This is a genomic window from Peptostreptococcus anaerobius VPI 4330 = DSM 2949, assembly GCF_000381525.1.
GTDB classification, from domain to species: Bacteria; Bacillota; Clostridia; order Peptostreptococcales; family Peptostreptococcaceae; genus Peptostreptococcus; species Peptostreptococcus anaerobius.
The window spans coordinates 1-19,274 of the sequence record NZ_KB906639.1; the positions used below are offsets into that span (position 1 = coordinate 1).

At 32.4% G+C, this 19,274-nt stretch carries 18 protein-coding genes and 3 pseudogenes; all 21 read right to left on the reverse strand.

Annotated features, from left to right (window positions below):
* A partial coding sequence (locus tag F823_RS0108700) for an ORF6N domain-containing protein (protein WP_019595624.1) occupies window positions 1-818 on the reverse strand: 818 nt, incomplete at its 3' end.
* Between the two features lie 21 nt (window positions 819-839).
* Window positions 840-1,163 (reverse strand): hypothetical protein, encoded by a 324-nt coding sequence (locus F823_RS0108705; RefSeq protein WP_001222545.1) that lies wholly within the window; start codon window positions 1,161-1,163, stop codon window positions 840-842.
* Between the two features lie 182 nt (window positions 1,164-1,345).
* Window positions 1,346-2,098 (reverse strand): phage replisome organizer N-terminal domain-containing protein, encoded by a 753-nt coding sequence (locus tag F823_RS0108710; RefSeq protein ID WP_000774842.1) that lies wholly within the window; start codon window positions 2,096-2,098, stop codon window positions 1,346-1,348.
* 2 nt (window positions 2,099-2,100) lie between these two features.
* A complete protein-coding gene (mobQ, locus tag F823_RS0108715; protein WP_019595625.1) occupies window positions 2,101-3,753 on the reverse strand; it encodes a MobQ family relaxase in 1,653 nt (550 codons plus the stop codon).
* A 246-nt stretch (window positions 3,754-3,999) separates the two neighbouring features.
* Window positions 4,000-4,329 (reverse strand): DUF3847 domain-containing protein, encoded by a 330-nt coding sequence (locus F823_RS0108720; RefSeq protein ID WP_002842117.1) that lies wholly within the window; start codon window positions 4,327-4,329, stop codon window positions 4,000-4,002.
* An 84-nt stretch (window positions 4,330-4,413) separates the two neighbouring features.
* A complete protein-coding gene (locus tag F823_RS0108725) occupies window positions 4,414-4,830 on the reverse strand; it encodes a sigma factor-like helix-turn-helix DNA-binding protein (RefSeq protein WP_005957966.1) in 417 nt (138 codons plus the stop codon).
* A 284-nt stretch (window positions 4,831-5,114) separates the two neighbouring features.
* Entirely contained in the window at window positions 5,115-6,470 is a 1,356-nt protein-coding gene (locus F823_RS0108730) for an MATE family efflux transporter (protein WP_002844948.1), read from the reverse strand.
* 24 nt (window positions 6,471-6,494) lie between these two features.
* Window positions 6,495-7,892 (reverse strand): ATP-binding cassette domain-containing protein, encoded by a 1,398-nt coding sequence (locus tag F823_RS0108735; RefSeq protein ID WP_002844950.1) that lies wholly within the window; start codon window positions 7,890-7,892, stop codon window positions 6,495-6,497.
* Complete coding sequence (locus tag F823_RS0108740; RefSeq protein WP_002844952.1) at window positions 7,885-8,586, reverse strand: energy-coupling factor transporter transmembrane component T; 702 nt, start codon at window positions 8,584-8,586, stop codon at window positions 7,885-7,887. The genes F823_RS0108735 and F823_RS0108740 overlap by 8 nt, the downstream gene beginning before the upstream one ends.
* A gap of 20 nt (window positions 8,587-8,606) precedes the next feature.
* A complete protein-coding gene (locus F823_RS0108745) occupies window positions 8,607-9,194 on the reverse strand; it encodes an MptD family putative ECF transporter S component (RefSeq protein WP_002844954.1) in 588 nt (195 codons plus the stop codon).
* 11 nt (window positions 9,195-9,205) lie between these two features.
* Window positions 9,206-9,796 carry a TetR/AcrR family transcriptional regulator gene (locus F823_RS0108750; RefSeq protein ID WP_002844956.1) on the reverse strand — a complete coding sequence of 197 codons (591 nt, stop codon included), beginning with the start codon at window positions 9,794-9,796 and terminating at the stop codon, window positions 9,206-9,208.
* A gap of 120 nt (window positions 9,797-9,916) precedes the next feature.
* Entirely contained in the window at window positions 9,917-11,746 is a 1,830-nt protein-coding gene (locus tag F823_RS0108755) for a recombinase family protein (protein WP_019595626.1), read from the reverse strand.
* A 96-nt stretch (window positions 11,747-11,842) separates the two neighbouring features.
* Window positions 11,843-12,279: pseudogene (locus tag F823_RS0108760) on the reverse strand (type IV secretory system conjugative DNA transfer family protein); the annotation flags it as partial.
* A 41-nt stretch (window positions 12,280-12,320) separates the two neighbouring features.
* Complete coding sequence (locus tag F823_RS0108765; RefSeq protein ID WP_002846360.1) at window positions 12,321-12,485, reverse strand: transposon-encoded TnpW family protein; 165 nt, start codon at window positions 12,483-12,485, stop codon at window positions 12,321-12,323.
* A gap of 105 nt (window positions 12,486-12,590) precedes the next feature.
* Window positions 12,591-13,076: a GNAT family N-acetyltransferase gene (locus F823_RS0108770; RefSeq protein WP_002846359.1), complete on the reverse strand. Its 486-nt coding sequence runs from the start codon at window positions 13,074-13,076 to the stop codon at window positions 12,591-12,593.
* 69 nt (window positions 13,077-13,145) lie between these two features.
* A pseudogene (gene mobQ / locus F823_RS0108775) lies at window positions 13,146-14,606 on the reverse strand (MobQ family relaxase).
* Window positions 14,607-14,845: 239 nt separating this feature from the next.
* Complete coding sequence (locus F823_RS0108785) at window positions 14,846-15,166, reverse strand: DUF3847 domain-containing protein (RefSeq protein ID WP_002846351.1); 321 nt, start codon at window positions 15,164-15,166, stop codon at window positions 14,846-14,848.
* 108 nt (window positions 15,167-15,274) lie between these two features.
* A complete protein-coding gene (locus F823_RS0108790) occupies window positions 15,275-16,753 on the reverse strand; it encodes an Lsa family ABC-F type ribosomal protection protein (RefSeq protein WP_002846350.1) in 1,479 nt (492 codons plus the stop codon).
* A gap of 46 nt (window positions 16,754-16,799) precedes the next feature.
* A complete protein-coding gene (locus F823_RS0108795; protein WP_002846349.1) occupies window positions 16,800-18,470 on the reverse strand; it encodes a recombinase family protein in 1,671 nt (556 codons plus the stop codon).
* A gap of 53 nt (window positions 18,471-18,523) precedes the next feature.
* A pseudogene (locus tag F823_RS0108800) lies at window positions 18,524-19,081 on the reverse strand (type IV secretory system conjugative DNA transfer family protein); the annotation flags it as partial.
* The gene (locus tag F823_RS11560; protein ID WP_019595628.1) at window positions 19,078-19,230 is read right to left on the reverse strand and encodes a DUF3801 domain-containing protein; all 153 of its coding nucleotides are present in this window, start codon (window positions 19,228-19,230) and stop codon (window positions 19,078-19,080) included. The gene F823_RS11560 and the pseudogene F823_RS0108800, both read right to left, overlap by 4 nt.
* Window positions 19,231-19,274 lie beyond the last annotated feature (44 nt).

The following is a 19,274-nucleotide window of genomic DNA, read 5'->3' on the forward strand; positions in this document are numbered from 1 at the left end:
CTATCGTGATACTTTTTACCTGCAATTTTCATCTTCAGATTGATATTAGGGTAATCTTTTCTAAAATCGTTTAGGATATTTTTTGTCAGCATATCCTTGTTTTTCACATTGTCGCTAAAGACTATAATTTCAACATTGTCTTTTGCAGCTCTTAATAATTCTAAGGTTTTCAAGCCTATATAGTTATCTATTACATAAATGCTTTTCTTTGCAGACTTATATATTTTTGTATAAGCAACATCTGCTTCAATCTTATCTCCATTCATTAAAAGGAAATGCTTGTATGTGTCTGGATCTATAAAATTATCCATAACCTTTTTCAAATCTTCTTTTGTAGCCATTTGCGACTTTATTTCAGCTATATCCTTTGTGTTTTGATTTGTCTGTACTGCTATTTGTACCAATTCTTTTGAGCTAATAAAATCTTGATTTTCGATTATAAAGTCTTTCATCTGCTTAAATGTTCTAATTAAGGCTCTACTTTGCCTAATCGCAAGTTCACCTCTTAATACCGTCATAAGCATATAAATACCTTGTTCTGTAAAGGCATTTGGTAAGTATCTTGAACCGCCCCAACTTGAGGTGAAATTTTTGCACCTCAAGTTTTCAAATTCATTCTCGGTAAGTTGAAACATAAAATCTTCGCCTTCAAACTTCTCAATATTGTTTTTTACCTGTCTATTAAAGTTTTTTGTTTCATAACCATATATTTCAGCTAAATCTGCATCAAGCATTACTTTTTGCCCACGAATAAGATATATTTTTTCTTGTATAGTTTTATCATCTACAATAACTATCTCTTTATTTTCTTCTGCCATGAAATGCACCTCCAACATTATCTAAATTCTTTTATATTTTTCTACTCCACCTTCAGCTTTTCCGATGTGTTCCACATTTTTTACAAGTCTCTTATTTACATTTTCATAAAACCATCTGCCAATCAATGCCGGCGGTGTTGCGATTAACTCTCTCAAAACAAATTCTTTGCCTTTCGGTAAAGAGCTAATTTTGTTTAATAAGGTAGTATATAGGTCAGCATAGCTTGTATTTTCTTGTAAACTACTACACTTACAATATTCAGTAACGCTTGGGAAACCTCCCTCTATTGCTTTTTTAGTTAAAATTTCAAGTTCTTCATCGGTTACAGTAAATTGAATTCGCATTTATATATCCTCTCCTTATAACTGAGTTTATTACCATATCATTATCATTTTATCATAAATACGATATTTTTTCCATACCACAAATTTAAGCCCTTATACGATGTTTTTACAATTAGCCATAATCTGATACCTATTTTATTATTAACACTCTTAAAAAGCCTTTCCACCGTCTTATACGAGGTCTACAAGTGTTCACCCTTGTCATAATCTTCAAAGGTATATACTTTTGATTTACTGTTTTCCTTTAATTTCCCTTTGTCCTGTTCATACCAATGAACCAAGGTCGCATAATGGTCTTTGTAGTTTCTTCCTGTACTTTGCATATAGGTTGACAGCTTCTCTATCATTTTATCCCTATGACATTGCATTTTATCCTTTAATTTTCCATATTCTTCATCAGTTAAGGAAACATTTTTATATTCTCCATAAAGGGAGGGGGATATTTTTTCTTTCTCCCCCTCTTTTTCTAACTCTATATCTATCTCTTTCTCTATCTCTATCTCTCCGTTGCAGTTTTGTTGCAAAAGGTTGCAAGGTGTTGCACCAGTGTTGCATTGCAACGCTTTTTGTCCTCTTGATTTCCTCGAACGCCTTGTAGACGCTGTTTCTGAACCTATAAGACTTGGGATTTCTGTTAAAAAATACTCGTCATTTTCTGTGATTATCTCCATCAATCCTTGTGCTACAAGATAATTTACTGTAACCATTACATCATCTTCCGTTTCATCAATCGTTAATGCAAGCTCCTTGATAAAGTCTGTTTCTACTCCGTCATAATACAGCTTCCCACTATCTTTTAAGCTAAGCAAAAGCAATTTGAGGTAAATGATTGTATAGGTATCTCCTCCTGATATTTTTCTTAGCCTTTTGATTCTCTTATCTGTAAAAAAATCTTCTTTCAATTTTAACCAATAGTATCTTCTGTTGTCTGCCATTTTTATCTTTCCTCCCCTGTATTTTTATAATTTTCTTTAGCCTTTTCCTTGGCTTTTTGTTTGTACTGCTCCTTTCTTTCCTCTTGCTCTTGGAATTTTTTCAGCTGTGCAATAACACTTGGTTTATCTCCTCTCTTAATTGCCTTATCTATCTCAATAGATAGGTCTATTCCATACTCGTCATTGACAATCTTTACTGCATATTTGATATGGTCTATCTGCTTAAATTCGTCTTGTACTTTAACTTTATCTTCCGTTAAACTTTGTATCTCTTTTTCAAGGTTTGATATTTCTTTTTGCCAATCACTTAATTTTATAGATGATGTCCCTGTAAATTTTTCTATGGTCTTTCTTGCTCTTAGATATCTGTCTATTCCTTTTTTATGAGAATTATAAAAGCTGTCTTTGAATATGGTTTTGCTTTTGTATTCCTGATAAACTTCTTTGTTTTCTTTGATAGAGTCTATGCAGCTTACACATTGATTTAAGTCTTTTATTCTTTGTGTTTTTTCTTGAATATCACCACTTATCTTTTTACTTTGTTTTGCAAGTTCAAAGACTTTTCCTTGTAGGTCTGCTATGGTTTGAAGATGATTATCTTTTAGATAGTAGATTGCTTTTACAAATCTCTTTAGGTCTGCATTTCCCTTTTTTATCTGTCCATAGTAGGATAGATTTTTTATTTTTTCTCCCTGTATCTCGTTATAGATAGAGATATATTCATAGAGGTTAAAGAGTTCGGCTTTGTTCTCAATCTCTTGTTGTCTTGTTTCTTTGTACTCGTCATATTTTGCTTGAAATGTAGAAACAAGTGAGTTAAGCCAAGAGTTAATCTCTAACAATTTTTCTTTAATTGCCTTAACTAAGGAGTTGTGCTTTTTTATTTCTCGGTTGATGTTTCCTTTGTCGGTTTCGATTCCTTTTTTCTCTAAGGCGCTGGCACTTGCTCCCATGTGAATGGTTGGGATTTCTTCTATCCCTTGTCTTTTGTAGGAACGATGATCCACTCTCTTTTCCTGATGATTTTTTTCTAAATACTGATTACAAAGGCTTGCAAAATTCTCTCGCCATTTCTCTGCGTTGCCTTTATCGTTCCAGTCTGTCAGCTCTACTTTTCTTGTTTTATAGTTTCCGCTTTTTAGTTTTATCTTTTCTCCGTTTTCATCAAGAACATATTCTTTTTTGCTTTTTGCCTGCCACTCTCCTTTTTCATTGATTGGTCTAAGGGTAGTCATAATATGAGCATGGATATTGTTATTTTCTTCATCACTTTCATCATGGATTGCAAGGTCTGCTATCATTCCTTTTGATGCAAAATTTTCTTGTATGAAGTCGATAATGAGTTTCTTGTTTTCTTCAAAAGATAATTCTTTCGGTAAGGCGATAATGAAGTTTCTTGCAAGCTGTGCATTGCTTGCTTTCTCATTTAGTTCAACGCTATTCCATAAAGTAGTTCTATCTTTTAATGCTATGGGGACATTCTCCGGCAAGAAGATTTCTGAATGTAAAAGTCCTTTTTTATTATGGTAGTCGTGAGTTACTCCGTCCCATTCATTTGTTAATTTCTCACAGGATATATATGCTGCACTTGCAACTGCCGATTTACTTTTTCCTCTGCTTATCATTGATATACTAAAGTGAAATGTTTCTGCCATCTGTATAAGCTCCTTTCATTTTTTGTTTGTTTTCAGGTAAATAAAAAAAGCAGACAGGTTATTTTTGTATCTTTTCCTATCTGCTTTATCTGTATATTTTTATTAACTTTTGTATGTTTTAAGACTTGCTAAAATCCCTTAGTTTTTCTAAGGGCGCAATTATACACCCTAAAGGGTGCTTTGCGTTCTGCGAAGCTTTTTGCCCTTGCAGGGAGCTTCTGAAAAAACTAAGGTCTTTTATTCTGTCTACTCGCTGTCTGTTTCATCTTCCATATCTTTCCCATTTATCATTTCTTCATAGGCTTGTCTGTATTCTTCTGTGTGAGTAGCAACTTTAAGTAATTCTTCTATCTCCTCATTGGTAAACATTAGTGGATTTTTAACCACTCTTTCTACTATCAAGCCTCTTTGTATAAGCCTGTGATTTCTTCTTTTTCGTTCTTTTTCGTTTGCAAGTTTTTCTAATTTCTTGCCTTGATTTTCTAATTGTTTCAGCTTCACATTGCACTTTTCTCTTTCTTCCTGAAGTTCAGAAATTTGTTCCTGTACTTCCTGTAATGTGTTTTCTTTCTTCATTTTTCATTCCTCCATTTTGGTATCTGCTTGTTTCCATAAAGAAAGGTTAAGCACCTTTTTTTGACACTTAACCTTTCCAAGTTTTTAGATTTTATCTTCTAAAATCTTTCTCAGTTTTTCTAAAATCCTATCCCTCCTCCCACTGATTGCTTGATGTGTAACTTTCTCTTTTTTACCGATTGACCTTAGGCTTTCTTCTTTGTAGAAGATGGCTTCCATTAACTCTCGTTCTTCTTTTGAAAGAGTATTTAATGCTCTATGAAGTTCTTCAATTTGCATTTTTACTTCTACAATTTTTTCTAAGTCTATTTTTTCATCTATGATGTTGTCTATGAAGTGTCCGTCGTGATCCAGTCCTGAAAATGGTATAACATTATGCTTCCAATCTTTTCTTTGGAGATACTTTTCATGCTCTGTTATCTTCCAATAGGCTTTGTAGACTTCTTCGCTTACAGGTACAGCTTTGCCTTTGACATAAAGGTAATATTCTTTCTTTGCCACTTAGTTATCCTCCTTTTTTAAGTTCTCTGTTTTGCTTTTTGAGAATAAAAAAGGAGGACTTCTACACTTTGGCGTAAAATGTCCTCCGAATTGAAAAGAGTTTACCTTTTCTTTAGATGTATTTAATTGTTTGAGAGAATAGACAACTATAAGGCAAATAGAAATTTTTATTATTTATTTCTTTTGTATATAAAGATTTTTTCATCTTAATCACCCATCCCTTATAGTTAAATAATGTTCATACATCAAACCTTTCTTATTTTTTCTTTTGTCTTTTGAGCTACCTAACTTTTTGTAATTTCTTGTTTTCCCATTTTCCTAAGTCCATTAAGCATTAAAACCAGCCCAAGCAAAATCATACTAAAATCCACAATAGGTTCAGCCCACCAAACTGCTAATCTTCCAAATACCTTTGGCAATAACAATATCGCCGGAATAAATAAAATCAGTTGTCTAAGCATTACAATCATGCTCGCTTTTTTCCCATCTCCAATAGATTGGAAAAATGTAAGAGTCATAATCATAATTCCATACAGGATAAAGGTAGAATAGAACAACTTGAAGTTCATAACTCCAACTTCAATTATTTCACTTCTCACATTAAACAAAGACAATAATTTTTCAGAGAAAAACATGGATGGTATCCAAGAAATAGCAGCAAGTATTGTTGCCCCATACATGAAAATCTTCATAGTATCTTTTACTCTTTGATATTGTTTTGCTCCAAAATTAGCTCCTATAACAGGCTGTAAACCTTGACTCATTCCCCACAATGGAATAAATGAGAACATATAAAGTCTCATTGTGGCAGACATTAGAATTCCCCAATTATCTCCACCATAAGCGAAAGCCTGTTTGAACAAAAATGTTTGTTGTACTGCAAATAAAATTTGCATCATCATAGCCGAACTTCCTATACTAAACATTTCACTGTAAATTGCCTTGCTCTTTTGAATTTTATGGATACCAACAAAAGCACTTTTCTTTGAAAAATAGTGAAATGTTAATATCGCCTGTACAATTTGAGATATTACAGTTGCAATGGCTGCACCTTCAATTGCATACTCTCCCATCAACTTCATAAAAATAGGATCTAAAATAATATTTAATAAAGCACCTACTCCCATAATCATCATAGATTGCTTCAATGCACCTTCACCACGCATTGTCATATTACCTGCTTGAGCAAAATTCACAAATATTGAACCAAAGAAAACTACTCTTAAATATCTAACTCCAAGTTCTTTAATATTCCCTTTTGCTCCTACCAAATCCAGAAAATTAGGTGCAAATATCAATCCTAATATGGTAATTACTATAGAAAATAAAATTACCCAATAACAAAAATTACCAAATATTTTATCCGTTGTTTCTTTGTCTCCCTTTCCAATAGCCCTTGACAAAATCGACGCACTACCAACACCAATAAGTGCTGATATACCGCCATTTATTATTGTTAAAGACATTGATATACTAATAGCAGACATAGCATAATCCCCTATAATCCACCCAGCAAATATTCCATCCATAAATGGATAAAGTCCTATAACAACCATTCCTATAATTCCCGGAATAGCTAATTGAAACAACAAGTCTTTAGGACTTTTTGTTAAAAGTTGTGTTTTCATATCTTCTTTCATCGTATTGCTCTCCTTTACTTATATTTATTTTGTAAATTCATATATTGCACCATCGCATTGTTTTATAAATTCAAAATCATGCGTGATTATAATAATAGTTTTCCCTTGCTCTACCATTTGATTTAAAAATCCAATCAAAATATCCATTTGCATTTTGCAAAGTCCACTCGTTGGCTCATCAAACACTATGATTGGTTTTTGACTTACCATAGACATAGCAAGCAACAATCTCTGTTTTTCTCCACCCGATAACGAACTTGGGTGCATTTCTTTTTTATTAAATAAATGTACCTTTCTTAAGGCTTCATTTTTCAAATTATCCTGTTTTGTAACTGTTCCAATTTCTTGCCATACAGATTCTGTAAAAAGTTGATAATTAACATCTTGCATGACTGCAAAGATATTCTCATACCGTTTTTTGAGTTTTTCTCCCTTATAAAAAACTTCTCCCTTGCCTTTTATAGTTCCCATAAGTAAATTGATAAAAGTACTTTTCCCAACACCGTTTTGTCCAATAATGAAATTTATCCCGGTATTAAAAGAAACACTAAAATCAAAAATTGTATTCTTATCGTATGTTTTTTTGAAATGTAGACATGTTATTGATTCATTAGCAAAGTTTGATGGAGTATTTTTTTGCAACATATCTACTTTTTCATATTGTCTATTTAAGAAATCACTCTTAAAAATTTCATTGAAATTTCTTAAATTATGTTTTTCTGAAACTCTTACAAAGAAATCATCACTAAAATATTCTTTCGTGTATTCTTTAAAAGTTTTATTTTCTATTACACACAGCTTGTCTACAATGTCTTTCAAATAAAATAATCTATGCTCGACAATGATTATGATTTTATTTCTTTTTTTTAGCTCAATAATAGCTCTTTTTAAGTTCTTAATTGATTCATAATCCAAAGATGAGGATGGTTCATCTAAAAGAATAATTTCATTTTCTGAAATTCCGCTGGCGGTTATAGCAATTAGTTGCTTCTCTCCACCGGATAGTTCAAAAATATTCTTGTCCAACAAATCTTTACTACCTAAAACATCTGAATAATAGCGTATTTTATCTAAAATCAAATTTCTTTCTATACACCTATTTTCTAATTGAAAAGCTAATTCATCTGTAGAATTGATACAATAAAATTGTGTTTTAGGATTTTGAAACACTGTGGATATAAACTTGGATCGTTCTAATATACTCATCCCTAATAAAGATTTGTCCCTGTATAAAACATCTCCTTTTACATCTCCACAATCATATTCGGGAATAATGCCGTTTATTACTTTTAACAAACTACTTTTCCCCGTACCTGATTGTCCCGTTATAACAGTTACCTCTCCGGGTTTGAAATTTAGATTTATATTTTCTAATATGCTTTCTCCATCAAACTTTAATACTAAATTTTGTAAACTAAGCATACTTACCCCTTATATATAAATAGATTGCCCATACCATTATCAAAAAAAATATGCAATCAATGCCACCAATGCGAGATTCACTAATACTTGTTCGCTTTTGATTAACAGCTAACCCTTTTGTCATTGCGGATACTGTTAAATCATCTGCCGTCTTAGACAAACACATCAATAGTGGCACTAATCTATATTCAAATAATAGAATTGGATTTTTTATTAACTTTTTAAGCGTTAGTCCTCTCAAACGCATGGCTTTTTTTATCTGGCTATAATCAATCCTTGCGGCATAAAAGAAACGAACCATCACAGTCAATGGTATTGCTATTTCATCGGGACATTTCATTTTTTTCAATGAATAAATACTTTCCCCTACATTTGATGTGAGTATGGTATATTTCCCCATTAAAAATGCGGGAAGTATTTTCTTAACAACCATTACTAATATCAGTAAAATCGCTACCAAGGGACTGTATTCTAATTTAATTAAAAATCTATCAGCACCATAAACGAACACAAGAGTAGCCATCCCAATAATAGCTACTCTTGTATGTTTTGTATTTATTAAAAGCACTATCGGAATTACAGATATTATAAGGGCTTGCAAGAAATACTTTACTTGAATATTGCCTAAAACCATCACATATGAAAGAACTATTGTCATAAAAAGTTTTGTACGAAAATCAAGTTTGATTGTCATCCTTAACTCCTTATGAATCCTTATTTTTCCATACCAGCCTTTTTAAAATGTTTTTTTAGGAAAGCCATACCTATACTACAACCAATATATGCTCCTATAATTCCACCTATTGCCATTACGACAATAATCCAATTCGGCATTACACTAAGCATCTTATCAATAAATTCTTGGTTATATCCTTTCTCTAACATCTGTTTGACATATTCATTTCTTGATATAAAAATTGGCAACCAATTTCCTAATGTGCAAAGTGGAGCAATAGAAAATGCTAATCTTGCCTTTCTAACATCCGTATATTCTCCTGATTTCAAAATAACTTCAGCAATAATACCAGCAATAACAGCGGTCAATAATGCCCAAGGTCCATGTCCCATAGCAACATATACTAATGCAATAAGTAATGATTGAATAAACACCATTCCTCTTTTTTTAATCTTTGTGGAATACAGCATATTTACAGGTCCTACTAAAACTCCCTGTGCAAATGGAACAACCGGCATTAAAACTGGAACCATTCCTAAAAATGATCCAATCATCATAAATACAAAACCTAATACAGAAAATAATCCTATGTTGATTAAATCCTTTACTTCTAATCGTTTACTCATTTTAAACCTCCCTATCTCTTGTCAATATCAACAATGTAATTTACCATTGTTTCTTTTATATATTTTTTATGTTGTGAAAAAGAATTTCTTGCACAGAGAACTTCAGAACTTAATATCATCGCATTGATATAATTCACTAAAAAATCATCCTTAAATATGTCTGTTTTAATTCCAAGCTGCTTGGCGATTAAACTTAGCTCATTAGTCGCATTAAGTTTCAATTCTTGATACAATTTTTCCAAATCCTGATTATATTTTTTCGCTTGTAAAAGGAGTGTATACAATCTCATCAATTCTGTATCAGCCAGCGACTTATCAACCAAAATATCACCCATTTGCTGATATTTATCTTTTCCTCGATTGTTTTTTAAATACTCATTTATCAAGTTGTTTCTATAATCATTACCATCAAACATTAAGTCTTTAAGCATTTCATTTGTACTTGCATAATGATGATAAACACCCCCTCTACTCATTCCTACCTCTGTGATAACATCTTCCATTGTTGTAAGTTGAAACCCTTTATTTAGAAAGCATTCCTTTGCAGCTTCTCGAATCTCTTTTTTTCTAATTTGTCCAACTTTTTGTTTTTCTTCTTTCAAAATAAAGACCTCATTTCATATCGTAATAAAAACCGACACTACTGTCGAATTTTATTTTATCATAAACGATAGTTAATGTCAACTAACTTCATGATAATAACTACCGTCTTAATATGAATACTATTTCATATAATCTTTCATCGGTATCCCAACTCTTTTCAAAACCTTTAATTTCTCCTGTTTCTTCTGTTCTCTTCTTGCCTTATATTTATCTTCATACTCTTTCTGTTTTCCGCTGGCTTTTCGTTTCAGGTAATTTTGATGTAGCTTGTCTTTTCTTTCCTTGATTTTTCTTTCTTCTTCCTCAAGTTTTTGTTTTTCTTCTTCACTTAACTCCGCCTGTGGCAGTTCATAATTGCCTATGAAATTAAAGTAAATTTCTATCTTTTGCTTTGATGTCTGACTTCCTTTTCTATCTCTTTCGTGTACGATAATTTTTTCTACAAACTCATTTATCATTGTAGTTGTAAGTTCATCAAAGTTTTCATAACGACTGATAAGAGATATAAATTTCTTAGCTCTGTCTGTTTCTTTTTCATATCTTGATATTTCAAGCTCTAAGTCTTTAATCTCTTTGCTTAATGTAAGTTGCTCTGTTTCGTATTGGTTATTTAGGATTTCATAACGATTATTCGGTATTTTATTTAGAATCATATCTTCATAAATTCTGCACATCAGTCGTTCAAGTTCCTGAAGTCTGTTTTGGCTTTCCGTTAATTTTATCTTTTTCTTTTCTATCTCTACTTTTTCCTTTTCTTCCATTTCATTTTGAATAGAACGGATAAAGTCTTCATTATCTTCATCAAGGTTTTTTTTAATGTCTTTCAGTGTTTCCCTAATAAGATTTAAAACTGCTTCTGCTTTTATTCTGTGTGCTGATGGACAAAGTGTGCCGCAAGGTACTTTCTTGTAATTGCTGCAAACATAGTATGGGACATTCTTGTAGTTGCTTGTTCTATGAACATACATCTTGCTCCCACAATCTGCACAATACATCAGTCCTGTGAGTGGGTGATATTCGCCCCAACCGTCAGGATACCTTTTTACATTTCCTCTTATCCTTTGCACATTATCAAAGGTTTCTTGGTCTATGATTGGCTCGTGTGTATTTTCAAAAATAAGCCAGTTATCCTCGGATACATATTTACTTTTCTTATCCTTGAAGTGTTTTCTTGTTTTGAAATTGACTGTATGTCCTAAGTATTCCTGTTTCTTTAGAATACTTGCTATTGTGGAACTACACCAACGATATGGGTGTTCAAAGTTTTTGCTTTGATATAGCCCATAGCCTAATTTTTGTTGATGGTAGGCGGGTATATCTACTTTTTCACTCTCCAATATCTTTGCTATTCGATACGGACCATTGCCTTGCATGGTCATATTGAATATTCGCCTTACTATCTCTGCTGCTTTTTCATCTACTATCCACTTATTTTTATCTTTTCCATCTTTGATATAGCCATAAGGCGGTGTACTTGCCGTATGTTTCCCACTTTCGCCTTTTGACCTGAAAGTAGATTGGATTTTTCTTGATGTATCTCTTGCATACCATTCGTTCATGATATTTCTAAAAGGGGTAAAATCATCTTCTCTGTAAAAACTATCTACATTGTCATTGATAGCGATTAGTCTTACGCCCTTTTGTCTTAGTATCTCCATACATTGACCGACTTTGAGATAATCTCTGCCAAGTCTGCTCATATCTTTTACAATGATACAACCAATATTTCCTTGATTGACTCCGTTCATCATTGCCATAAATCCCGGTCTGTCAAACTGTGTTCCGCTGATTCCGTCATCTGTAAAGTGAATTATGTTTGACAGGTTATTTTTGCTTGCGTATTCTTCCAATATTTTTTTCTGATTGATGATAGAGTTACTTTCTCCTTGCAGTTCATCATCACGACTTAATCTTTCATAGAGTGCTGTTATCTTTTCAAAATTCCTCATTTTTACCCCCTTTCTCTTAATTTTTCAATAAAAAAAGAATTAAGAAGTACATATTTCACTAAAATAGTGATTAAGTGTTCTCCTTAATTCTATTACTCCCGCAGCCAATTTGTACTTTTTATATTGCTTCACTGCAAAGTGTGTCGGTTCTCTTTTCTCAAGTGCTTCAAGAGTCTATCAATCGGATTCATGTAGGTTTCATCATCTTCTCTTACCTCTGAAGCGTCTATCATATCAAGTAGTGTTGCAAAGTTCTTTTCTTCTCTTGGAGCTTCATACCAGATATATCCGATAAGTGCTGTATAGTAAAGTTTTTCAGCTTTCACCCAAAAGTCCTCACCTGCTTTTTCTCCTTCTCCCTTGGTGTTTGCGATGATTGTCTGAACAAGCTTTAGGATATCTTTTTCAGAACGAATATATGCAAAAGGATTGTATTCCATGGTTTTTTTGAAATTGATGGTATTTAGAATTTTAATCTCATATCCATTATCTTCAAGCATCTTTCCACACTCAAGAACTATTGTTCCTTTTGGGAAGATTTGTCAAGGACATAAACAAAATTTCTTTGACAAATTTATATCTTCTCTGTTTCTCTCTTGATTAGCTTTAGTATTTTATCCTTGTATGTTTCGCCTGTACCTTGCTTGAAATGTAGGTTTACAGTATATTTTGTCTTTCCAATATTCATTATTAACTGTTTATTGGGTGGTGCTTGTATTTTCCTTTTTTCTCCTTCCATAAGTTCTCCTTTCCGCTTTTAGACAAAGAAAAAACAGTAAACCTTTTTTTGATTTACTGTTCTTGTTTTAGTTGTTATTAAATTATACGATTTACAAAATTGAATTTACCTGTTTTCAATCATCAATTCTTTACATTTCCATTCTTTTCCCAAAACATGATAGGTTTCTGTCTTATCAAGAACTACATCATCAAAACCAACTGCTTTATAACAAAAATATGCTGGTTCATTATTTTCAAAAACGCTTAGTGAAACCTTTTTTGCTCCATAAATTTCAAATGCAAACTTTAAACCTAACTGAAGCATTACCTTACCATATCCTTTGCCACGATGTGAAGGGTCAACAACTATGAAACCAAACCTCAATTCATCAAAGTTTTTTGAAGGTCTTCGCATTGTAAAAAAGCCTATTATATTATCATCTTCAATAGCTGTAAAAGCCATTAGGTTATTAACAAAGCCAAATTTTTCTTTTGTTATTGGATATTCTCCCAAAACACCAGCAGACCATTTGTAAAAAGCCATTTCATCTTTACTCCAAGAAAGAATTATATCTGCATCATTTATATTATAAGGTCTTAATCTCAACATTACTTACCTCCGTAATTTTCAATTTATTAGTCTATATTAATTAACATTATATCATTTTTATGCCCTTTCTCACAGACCTAAATCTTGGCTCTGACTATGTGATAGTTCCTTTAGATGTTCCTGCAACTGCTCTATACAGGTTTTAACTTTTTCTGCCTGTTCTACTTCTTCTCGTATCTCTAATATTTTATTGTATAAGCTCTTTTTCTCTTTCTTCAAAGTGGCAACATCTGCTTTCCATTTAGATATATTTAAGGTCTTGCTTTCTCCTAAATGCTCTTTTAGATATTTCTTAGCACTTTCAAATAAAATAATCTCTGCGGTATGTTCGTTATAAAAATCTTCCCGTTTGCTTTTCTTTAATTTGGTATAGGCTTTGGAGGTTTCTTTATGCTTCAAATATTTCTCAGATTGGTCAATAAGCTGTGTTTTATCTTCAATGCTCTTTTCGCTGTCTTTGATGACTCTTGTGGTCTTGTAATTCTTATCTCTTAAAGTAAGTATATTTTCTTTTAGCTCGGATAATGAAGTGATATTTTTCTCTTTTAAGAATTGATAGCTTTCAATATTTTTTTCCAAGTCTGCATTATGGTTGTCTGTGTTGTTACGGATAAGATTTTCAAAAACGGATAGCAGATTTTCTCTGGGTGGGAGGGTGGACTTTGTATTTTGATTTTCTGCTTTTTCTTCTTTTCCAATTCCTCTTATCCAATTTAATAAGGCTTTTATTCTTAACTTGATTTCCTGTAACAGCCTATTCTGTTTTCTGATTTCTCGATTAATATTTCCTCTGTCGGTGGTTATGCCTTTCTTCTCCATTTGTGTTGCTGATACACCTAAATGAATAGTCGGTATTTGTTCTATGCCTTGCCTTTGATAAGAACGATGATCTACTTTTTCCTGTATGCTGTTTTCTTCAAGATATTTGTTTGTAATGTCTGCCCATGCTTTTCGCCACTGCTCTGCTTTGTCTTGTTCATTCCAATCGGTTGTATTGATTTTTTGGGTTTTGTAATTACCGTTTTTTAGTTTTACTTTTTCTCCATTTTTATCAAGGATATATTCTTTTTTTGATTTTGCTCCCCATGTTGTATCTTCGTTTAATGGTCGCATAGTTAATAATATATGAGCGTGTGGGTTTCCGTCATTTTTATCATGTAGGGCAATATCGGCACACATACCAACTTTCACAAAATTTTCCTTTACATATTATCGTACAAGCTCTATCTGTTTACTTCTATCTAATTCTTTAGGTAAGGCGATTTCGATTTTTCTTGCAAGCTGTGAGTTTTTACTTTTTTCTATTTTTTCCACGCTATTCCATAATGTTCCCCTGTCCGAAAACTCCTGTGGTGCGTTTTGTGGTAATAGAATTTCTGTATGGGCTATTCCGCCTTTTCTTGTAAAGTCATGAACTATGCTGTCATACTCATTTTTTATCTTTTCGCCGCTTCGATAGGCGGAAGCTGCTACTGCACTTTTGCTTTTGCCTCTTGAGATAATCTTTATACAAAGATGATATATCGCCATAAGATAAGACCTCCTCTCTTTTCTGATACGGGTATGGTGGCGATAGATAAGACTTCCTAAAAAAATCGGATTGCTTTTATCCGATTTCTTTTGGGAAGTACACAAGGGGTAGGAAATTTATTTCTATAGGGGAGTGTAGCTCCCCTGTATCAGCGTTAGCTGATATACCCTCTGCTAAGAGCCTTCGGAGAACGCACGCACCTGTTAAGGTGTATATGTGCGCCCTTGTAAACAAGGGACTATTCCTCTGTTTCCATTTCTTCCTCTTGATTTTCTGTATTTTGATTTTCGCTTTCTTCTCGCTTCTCTATGATTTTTAATATTTTTTGATTGATTGCTTCTTTAATATTTGAAAATGTGATTAGCTGATAAAATTCATCTTTGGTAAAGTCCTTGCTGTCGGTAAAGATACTTTCAAAAACTGCTCCTTTTTCATAAAGCCGTCTATCTCTCTTTTTTCTCTCTTCCTGTTTTTGCTGACTGATTAGCTTTTTTCTTTTGTTTTGTAACTGCTTGATTTCTTCTTCTGCCATTAAAATTTTTTCATCTATATTTTTCATTTTCTGTTTTCCTCTCTTTCTGTTTTTGAGCAAAGAAAAAACAGTAAACCTTTTTTGATTTACTGTTTCTGTGTTAGTCTTTTTCTAAACTTTGATTTCCTATTTCGTTTATAATTGTAGGATTTTATTGGCTATATCTTCTACAAATCGCTTATCATGTTCCACAAATATGAGTGTAGGTTTTGCTTCTTTTATAATTTCCTCAATCTGTATTCTTGATATTACATCTATATAATTCAGTGGTTCATCCCAAACAAATATATGAGCTGGCTTTGATAAACTTACAGCAATTAAAACTTTCTTTTTTTGTCCATCGCTATAGTTCTTCATATCCATTTCAAATAATTCTCTTACAAAATCTAATTTCCTAAGAATTGTTTTGCACAATGTTTCATCAACACCTTGCTTATGAATATACTCATTTAGGCTACCTGTTAAATTAGATGTATCTTGAGGAATATACGATATTTTTAAATTACTTGCCGATTTTATTTCACCAATATACTCATGATGTAACCCTAATAAAATTTTAATCAAGGTTGATTTTCCACTACCATTTTGACCATATATAGCCACTATATCGCCTTGTTTTATCTCGAAACTTACATTGCTTAATATCTGTCTCTCTCCATAGCATGATGATAAATTGCTAACCGATATTAGAGGATTTTTATGATGATGTAATGGATGCAATAATAAACTTTCCTTTGTTTCAATATCTTTTAGTAAACTCTGTTTTTCTTCTATTGCCTTGTTTTGTCTATTCTCCAAATTCTTAGATTTTTTCATCATCTTGGCTGATTGATGACCTATATGTCCTTTGTCTGGTTTTACACCTGATACTTTCACACCATTTTTAGTATTTTCAATTTTATCAGACCAAATTTGACTTTGTCTTGCAGCCTCTTTTAATCGTTTAATATCTTTTCTTAATCTCTCATTTTGACTAATTTCAAATTGGTCTTTCATCACTTTGTTTTCATACCATGATGTAAAATTTCCCGATTGGACATCAATATAATTCCTGTTAATAGAAATAACATGATTGATACAACCATCTAAAAAATCTCTATCATGAGATATAAGCAAAAATCCTTTTTTACTTTTCAGATATTCACTTACAATTTTTCTTCCGTCCATATCTAAATGATTTGTTGGTTCATCAATAAGTAAAAAGCCATCTTCTCTTGTAAACAAAATAGCTAAAAGGATTTTTGTTTGTTCTCCTTTAGAAAGCGTTTCAAACTCTCTGTAAACAAGGTTCTCATCTACATTTAGCAAATTAAGTTCTCTAAATAATTTCCATTCTTCCTCATCTGATATTAGTTCTTTATATAACTCAATTCCTAATTTTGAAGTATCGCTTATATTTGGTGGAAATTTAATAAATTCAACATCCTTGCTTATTTTACCTTGATAAGTTTCTTGATTTAAAAGTAACTTAAATAGAGTTGATTTACCAATTCCATTTCTTCCTATCAATCCTATTTTCCAGTTTGTATCAAAGGAAAACGATACATTTTCAAATATAGGTTTTAAATATCCATAATATGAGAAAGTGAGGTTTTCAATTTTAATTGCCGACATAAAAACACCCCCTCACAAGCCTATTTTGTTTAATATTATACCATTTTTAAGCCATTTTTTCTATATCAGCTTTCTGTGGTACTTGACAGTTGCCTATAAAGTTAAAGTACACATCAACTTGTTGTTTTCTGTCTTTCCCTTTTCTTCCTCCTGTTGCTTCGTGGACTACAACTTTTTCTATATACTCATTTATCATTGGTACTGTCAGTTCTTCAATATCTGTATATTTTTCTATCATTTTTAAGAATTTATCGGTGTCAACTTTTCTCTGATGATAGCTTTCTATTTCTTGCTCAAAATACTGTATTTGTTTTTCCAAGTCTTGTTGCTCTGTATCATAGGTATTAAATAATCTGTCAAAATGTTTTACGGGAATTTTTCCAAGTGCGTGGTCTTCATACAGTTTTGTAATAAGGGTTGTTAGTTCTTCATTTCTTGATGACAGTTTTTCTAACTTTTCTTTATCTCCTTGATACTTTTCTTCTCTTTTTTCGTCGGATAACTTGTTCATTACGTTTAGAAATTCTTGCTTTTCTTCTTTTGCAAAGTCTGTGATTTCTTTGATTGATTTTAAGAGAATTTCATTCACTGTTTTTACTTTGATGTAGTGCATACTGCAAGAGCCTTTTCTGTGTCTGTAATGTTGACATACAAAGCAATAATCACAATCATATTTCTTTTCTTTATGTTCTGCCGGCTCTCGATAGCTTAGCTTTCCTCCACAATCGGAACAGATTAAAAGCCCTGTAAATGGGTGTGAGGTTGTACCATACTTTGGACTTCTTCTTACTGTTTTTCTTAATCGTTGAGCGTTGTTCCATGTTTCTTCGTCAATGATGGCTTCGTGGGTATTTTTGAAGATAATGAGTTCATCTTCTTTTGCCTTTCTGCGTTTCTTAGTTTTGTAATCAAGGCATATTGTTTTACCAAGAACAGTGTGTCCCATATATTCTCTTTTTTCTAAAATATAACCTACTATGATCGGTGTCCAAAAATATGGGTCTTCTATTCCTCTTTTCTTTGAGCTATGATTATTTTCGGGGTAATGTATTTCTGCATAGGCTGACGGAATAAGTACTTTATCTTTGGTTAATATATCTGCTATCTGTGTTACTCCATATCCCTCTATTACAAGATTATAAATGCGTTTTACGACCTTTGCACTCTCTTTATCGACAAGTAGCTCCTGTTTGTTCTTTGGGTTTCTAAAATAGCCGTATGGAACGCTTGGCGATACTCTTTTGCCTTCTTCCATTCTTGCTCTGAATATAGATTGTATTTTTCTTGAGGTATCTCTTGCATACCATTCATTCATAATGTTTAGAAATGGTGTAAAGTCGCTTTCTGCTTGTTTTTCACTGTCTATTCCGTTATTGATGGCGATAAACCTTACTCCCTTTTCTTTGAAAAGTATTTCAGTGTAAAAACCTACTTTGAGGTAATCTCTTCCAAACCTGCTCATATCTTTTACTATCACAGTAGATACTTTGTTTTCTTCTATTGCTTTTATCATTTTTTGAAATCCCTCTCTATCAAAGGTTGTTCCACTTACTCCATCATCGGTATAGTGATAGATATTTACAAAACCGTTTCTTTTTGCATAACTTTCAAGTAGTTGCTTTTGATTGATGATAGAGTTACTTTCCCCTTGAAGCTCATCATCTCGACTTAAACGCCCATAAAGGGCTGTTTGTCCTGTTCTTTTCGTATTTGACATGAGAATTACCTCCTTTCCAAGTTTTATTATTTTCTCTGTCCCTAAAAGGTTAATCCTTTAGGATCAGTTACACAATAGCTACTGTGCATTTGCATTAAGTTCGGTTTTACATAAAATCGAGTTTTCCCAGAACCACTACCTCCTATAACAAGTACATTCTTGTTACGTGCATATTTAGGATTTTTAGGTCTACCATTCATAGTTAATCGTTCTGTTTGTGTAAGCAAGATATTGTTCTGTAATTTTTCATCCATGTATGGTTCTATATCTTTTCTCGTTCCCCATCTTGCTGAACCATACTCCTTTCCCTGTCTGAACTTTTTTGCATTTTTGTCTTTGCTGTAGACAATGAATTTAATTAAAGATGCTACTCCTATGCCTATTAGAATGTCAGTTAGATGAATGATTGGAATAAAGCTCATGGTGTTAATCTATAATATCCCTTGGAAGATTTTGTCTATTACATCGCCACCAGTATAGGCTCGTATATGGTGAGAGAAGATATTGCCAACATAGAAAAATGCAAGATAGGGAATGTTCTGCTTTAGAAACTTTGCCTTATCCTGCACCTTAAACAAGCCTTTGATGTCCTTTAGTATTTTCTCTATCATAGGCTCTGCTCCTTTTGCTTATTCTTGATTTTATCTTTAGAAACAGAATTTTTAGCCATATCCTCAAACTTCTCAATGTTTTTATGAATAGATTCTTTCCTTTCCGTTTTCTTTACTGATTCCGTAAATTGCAATATCAATTTGTACACTTTTTTGCCACTCTTGCAAAAATATCGGTACTTGTCCTAAAATA

What these genes read in the sequence shown, in the direction of transcription:
- F823_RS0108705 (WP_001222545.1), bottom strand. Translation starts at nt 1,163, where the DNA reads ATGCGAATTCAATTTACTGTAACCGATGAAGAACTTGAAATTTTAACT.
- F823_RS0108710 (WP_000774842.1), bottom strand. Translation starts at nt 2,098, where the DNA reads ATGGCAGACAACAGAAGATACTATTGGTTAAAATTGAAAGAAGATTTT.
- mobQ (WP_019595625.1), bottom strand. Translation starts at nt 3,753, where the DNA reads ATGGCAGAAACATTTCACTTTAGTATATCAATGATAAGCAGAGGAAAA.
- F823_RS0108720 (WP_002842117.1), bottom strand. Translation starts at nt 4,329, where the DNA reads ATGAAGAAAGAAAACACATTACAGGAAGTACAGGAACAAATTTCTGAA.
- F823_RS0108730 (WP_002844948.1), bottom strand. Translation starts at nt 6,470, where the DNA reads ATGAAAGAAGATATGAAAACACAACTTTTAACAAAAAGTCCTAAAGAC.
- F823_RS0108735 (WP_002844950.1), bottom strand. Translation starts at nt 7,892, where the DNA reads ATGCTTAGTTTACAAAATTTAGTATTAAAGTTTGATGGAGAAAGCATA.
- F823_RS0108740 (WP_002844952.1), bottom strand. Translation starts at nt 8,586, where the DNA reads ATGACAATCAAACTTGATTTTCGTACAAAACTTTTTATGACAATAGTT.
- F823_RS0108745 (WP_002844954.1), bottom strand. Translation starts at nt 9,194, where the DNA reads ATGAGTAAACGATTAGAAGTAAAGGATTTAATCAACATAGGATTATTT.
- F823_RS0108755 (WP_019595626.1), bottom strand. Translation starts at nt 11,746, where the DNA reads ATGAGGAATTTTGAAAAGATAACAGCACTCTATGAAAGATTAAGTCGT.
- F823_RS0108765 (WP_002846360.1), bottom strand. Translation starts at nt 12,485, where the DNA reads ATGGAAGGAGAAAAAAGGAAAATACAAGCACCACCCAATAAACAGTTA.
- F823_RS0108770 (WP_002846359.1), bottom strand. Translation starts at nt 13,076, where the DNA reads ATGTTGAGATTAAGACCTTATAATATAAATGATGCAGATATAATTCTT.
- F823_RS0108785 (WP_002846351.1), bottom strand. Translation starts at nt 15,166, where the DNA reads ATGAAAAATATAGATGAAAAAATTTTAATGGCAGAAGAAGAAATCAAG.
- F823_RS0108790 (WP_002846350.1), bottom strand. Translation starts at nt 16,753, where the DNA reads ATGTCGGCAATTAAAATTGAAAACCTCACTTTCTCATATTATGGATAT.
- F823_RS0108795 (WP_002846349.1), bottom strand. Translation starts at nt 18,470, where the DNA reads ATGTCAAATACGAAAAGAACAGGACAAACAGCCCTTTATGGGCGTTTA.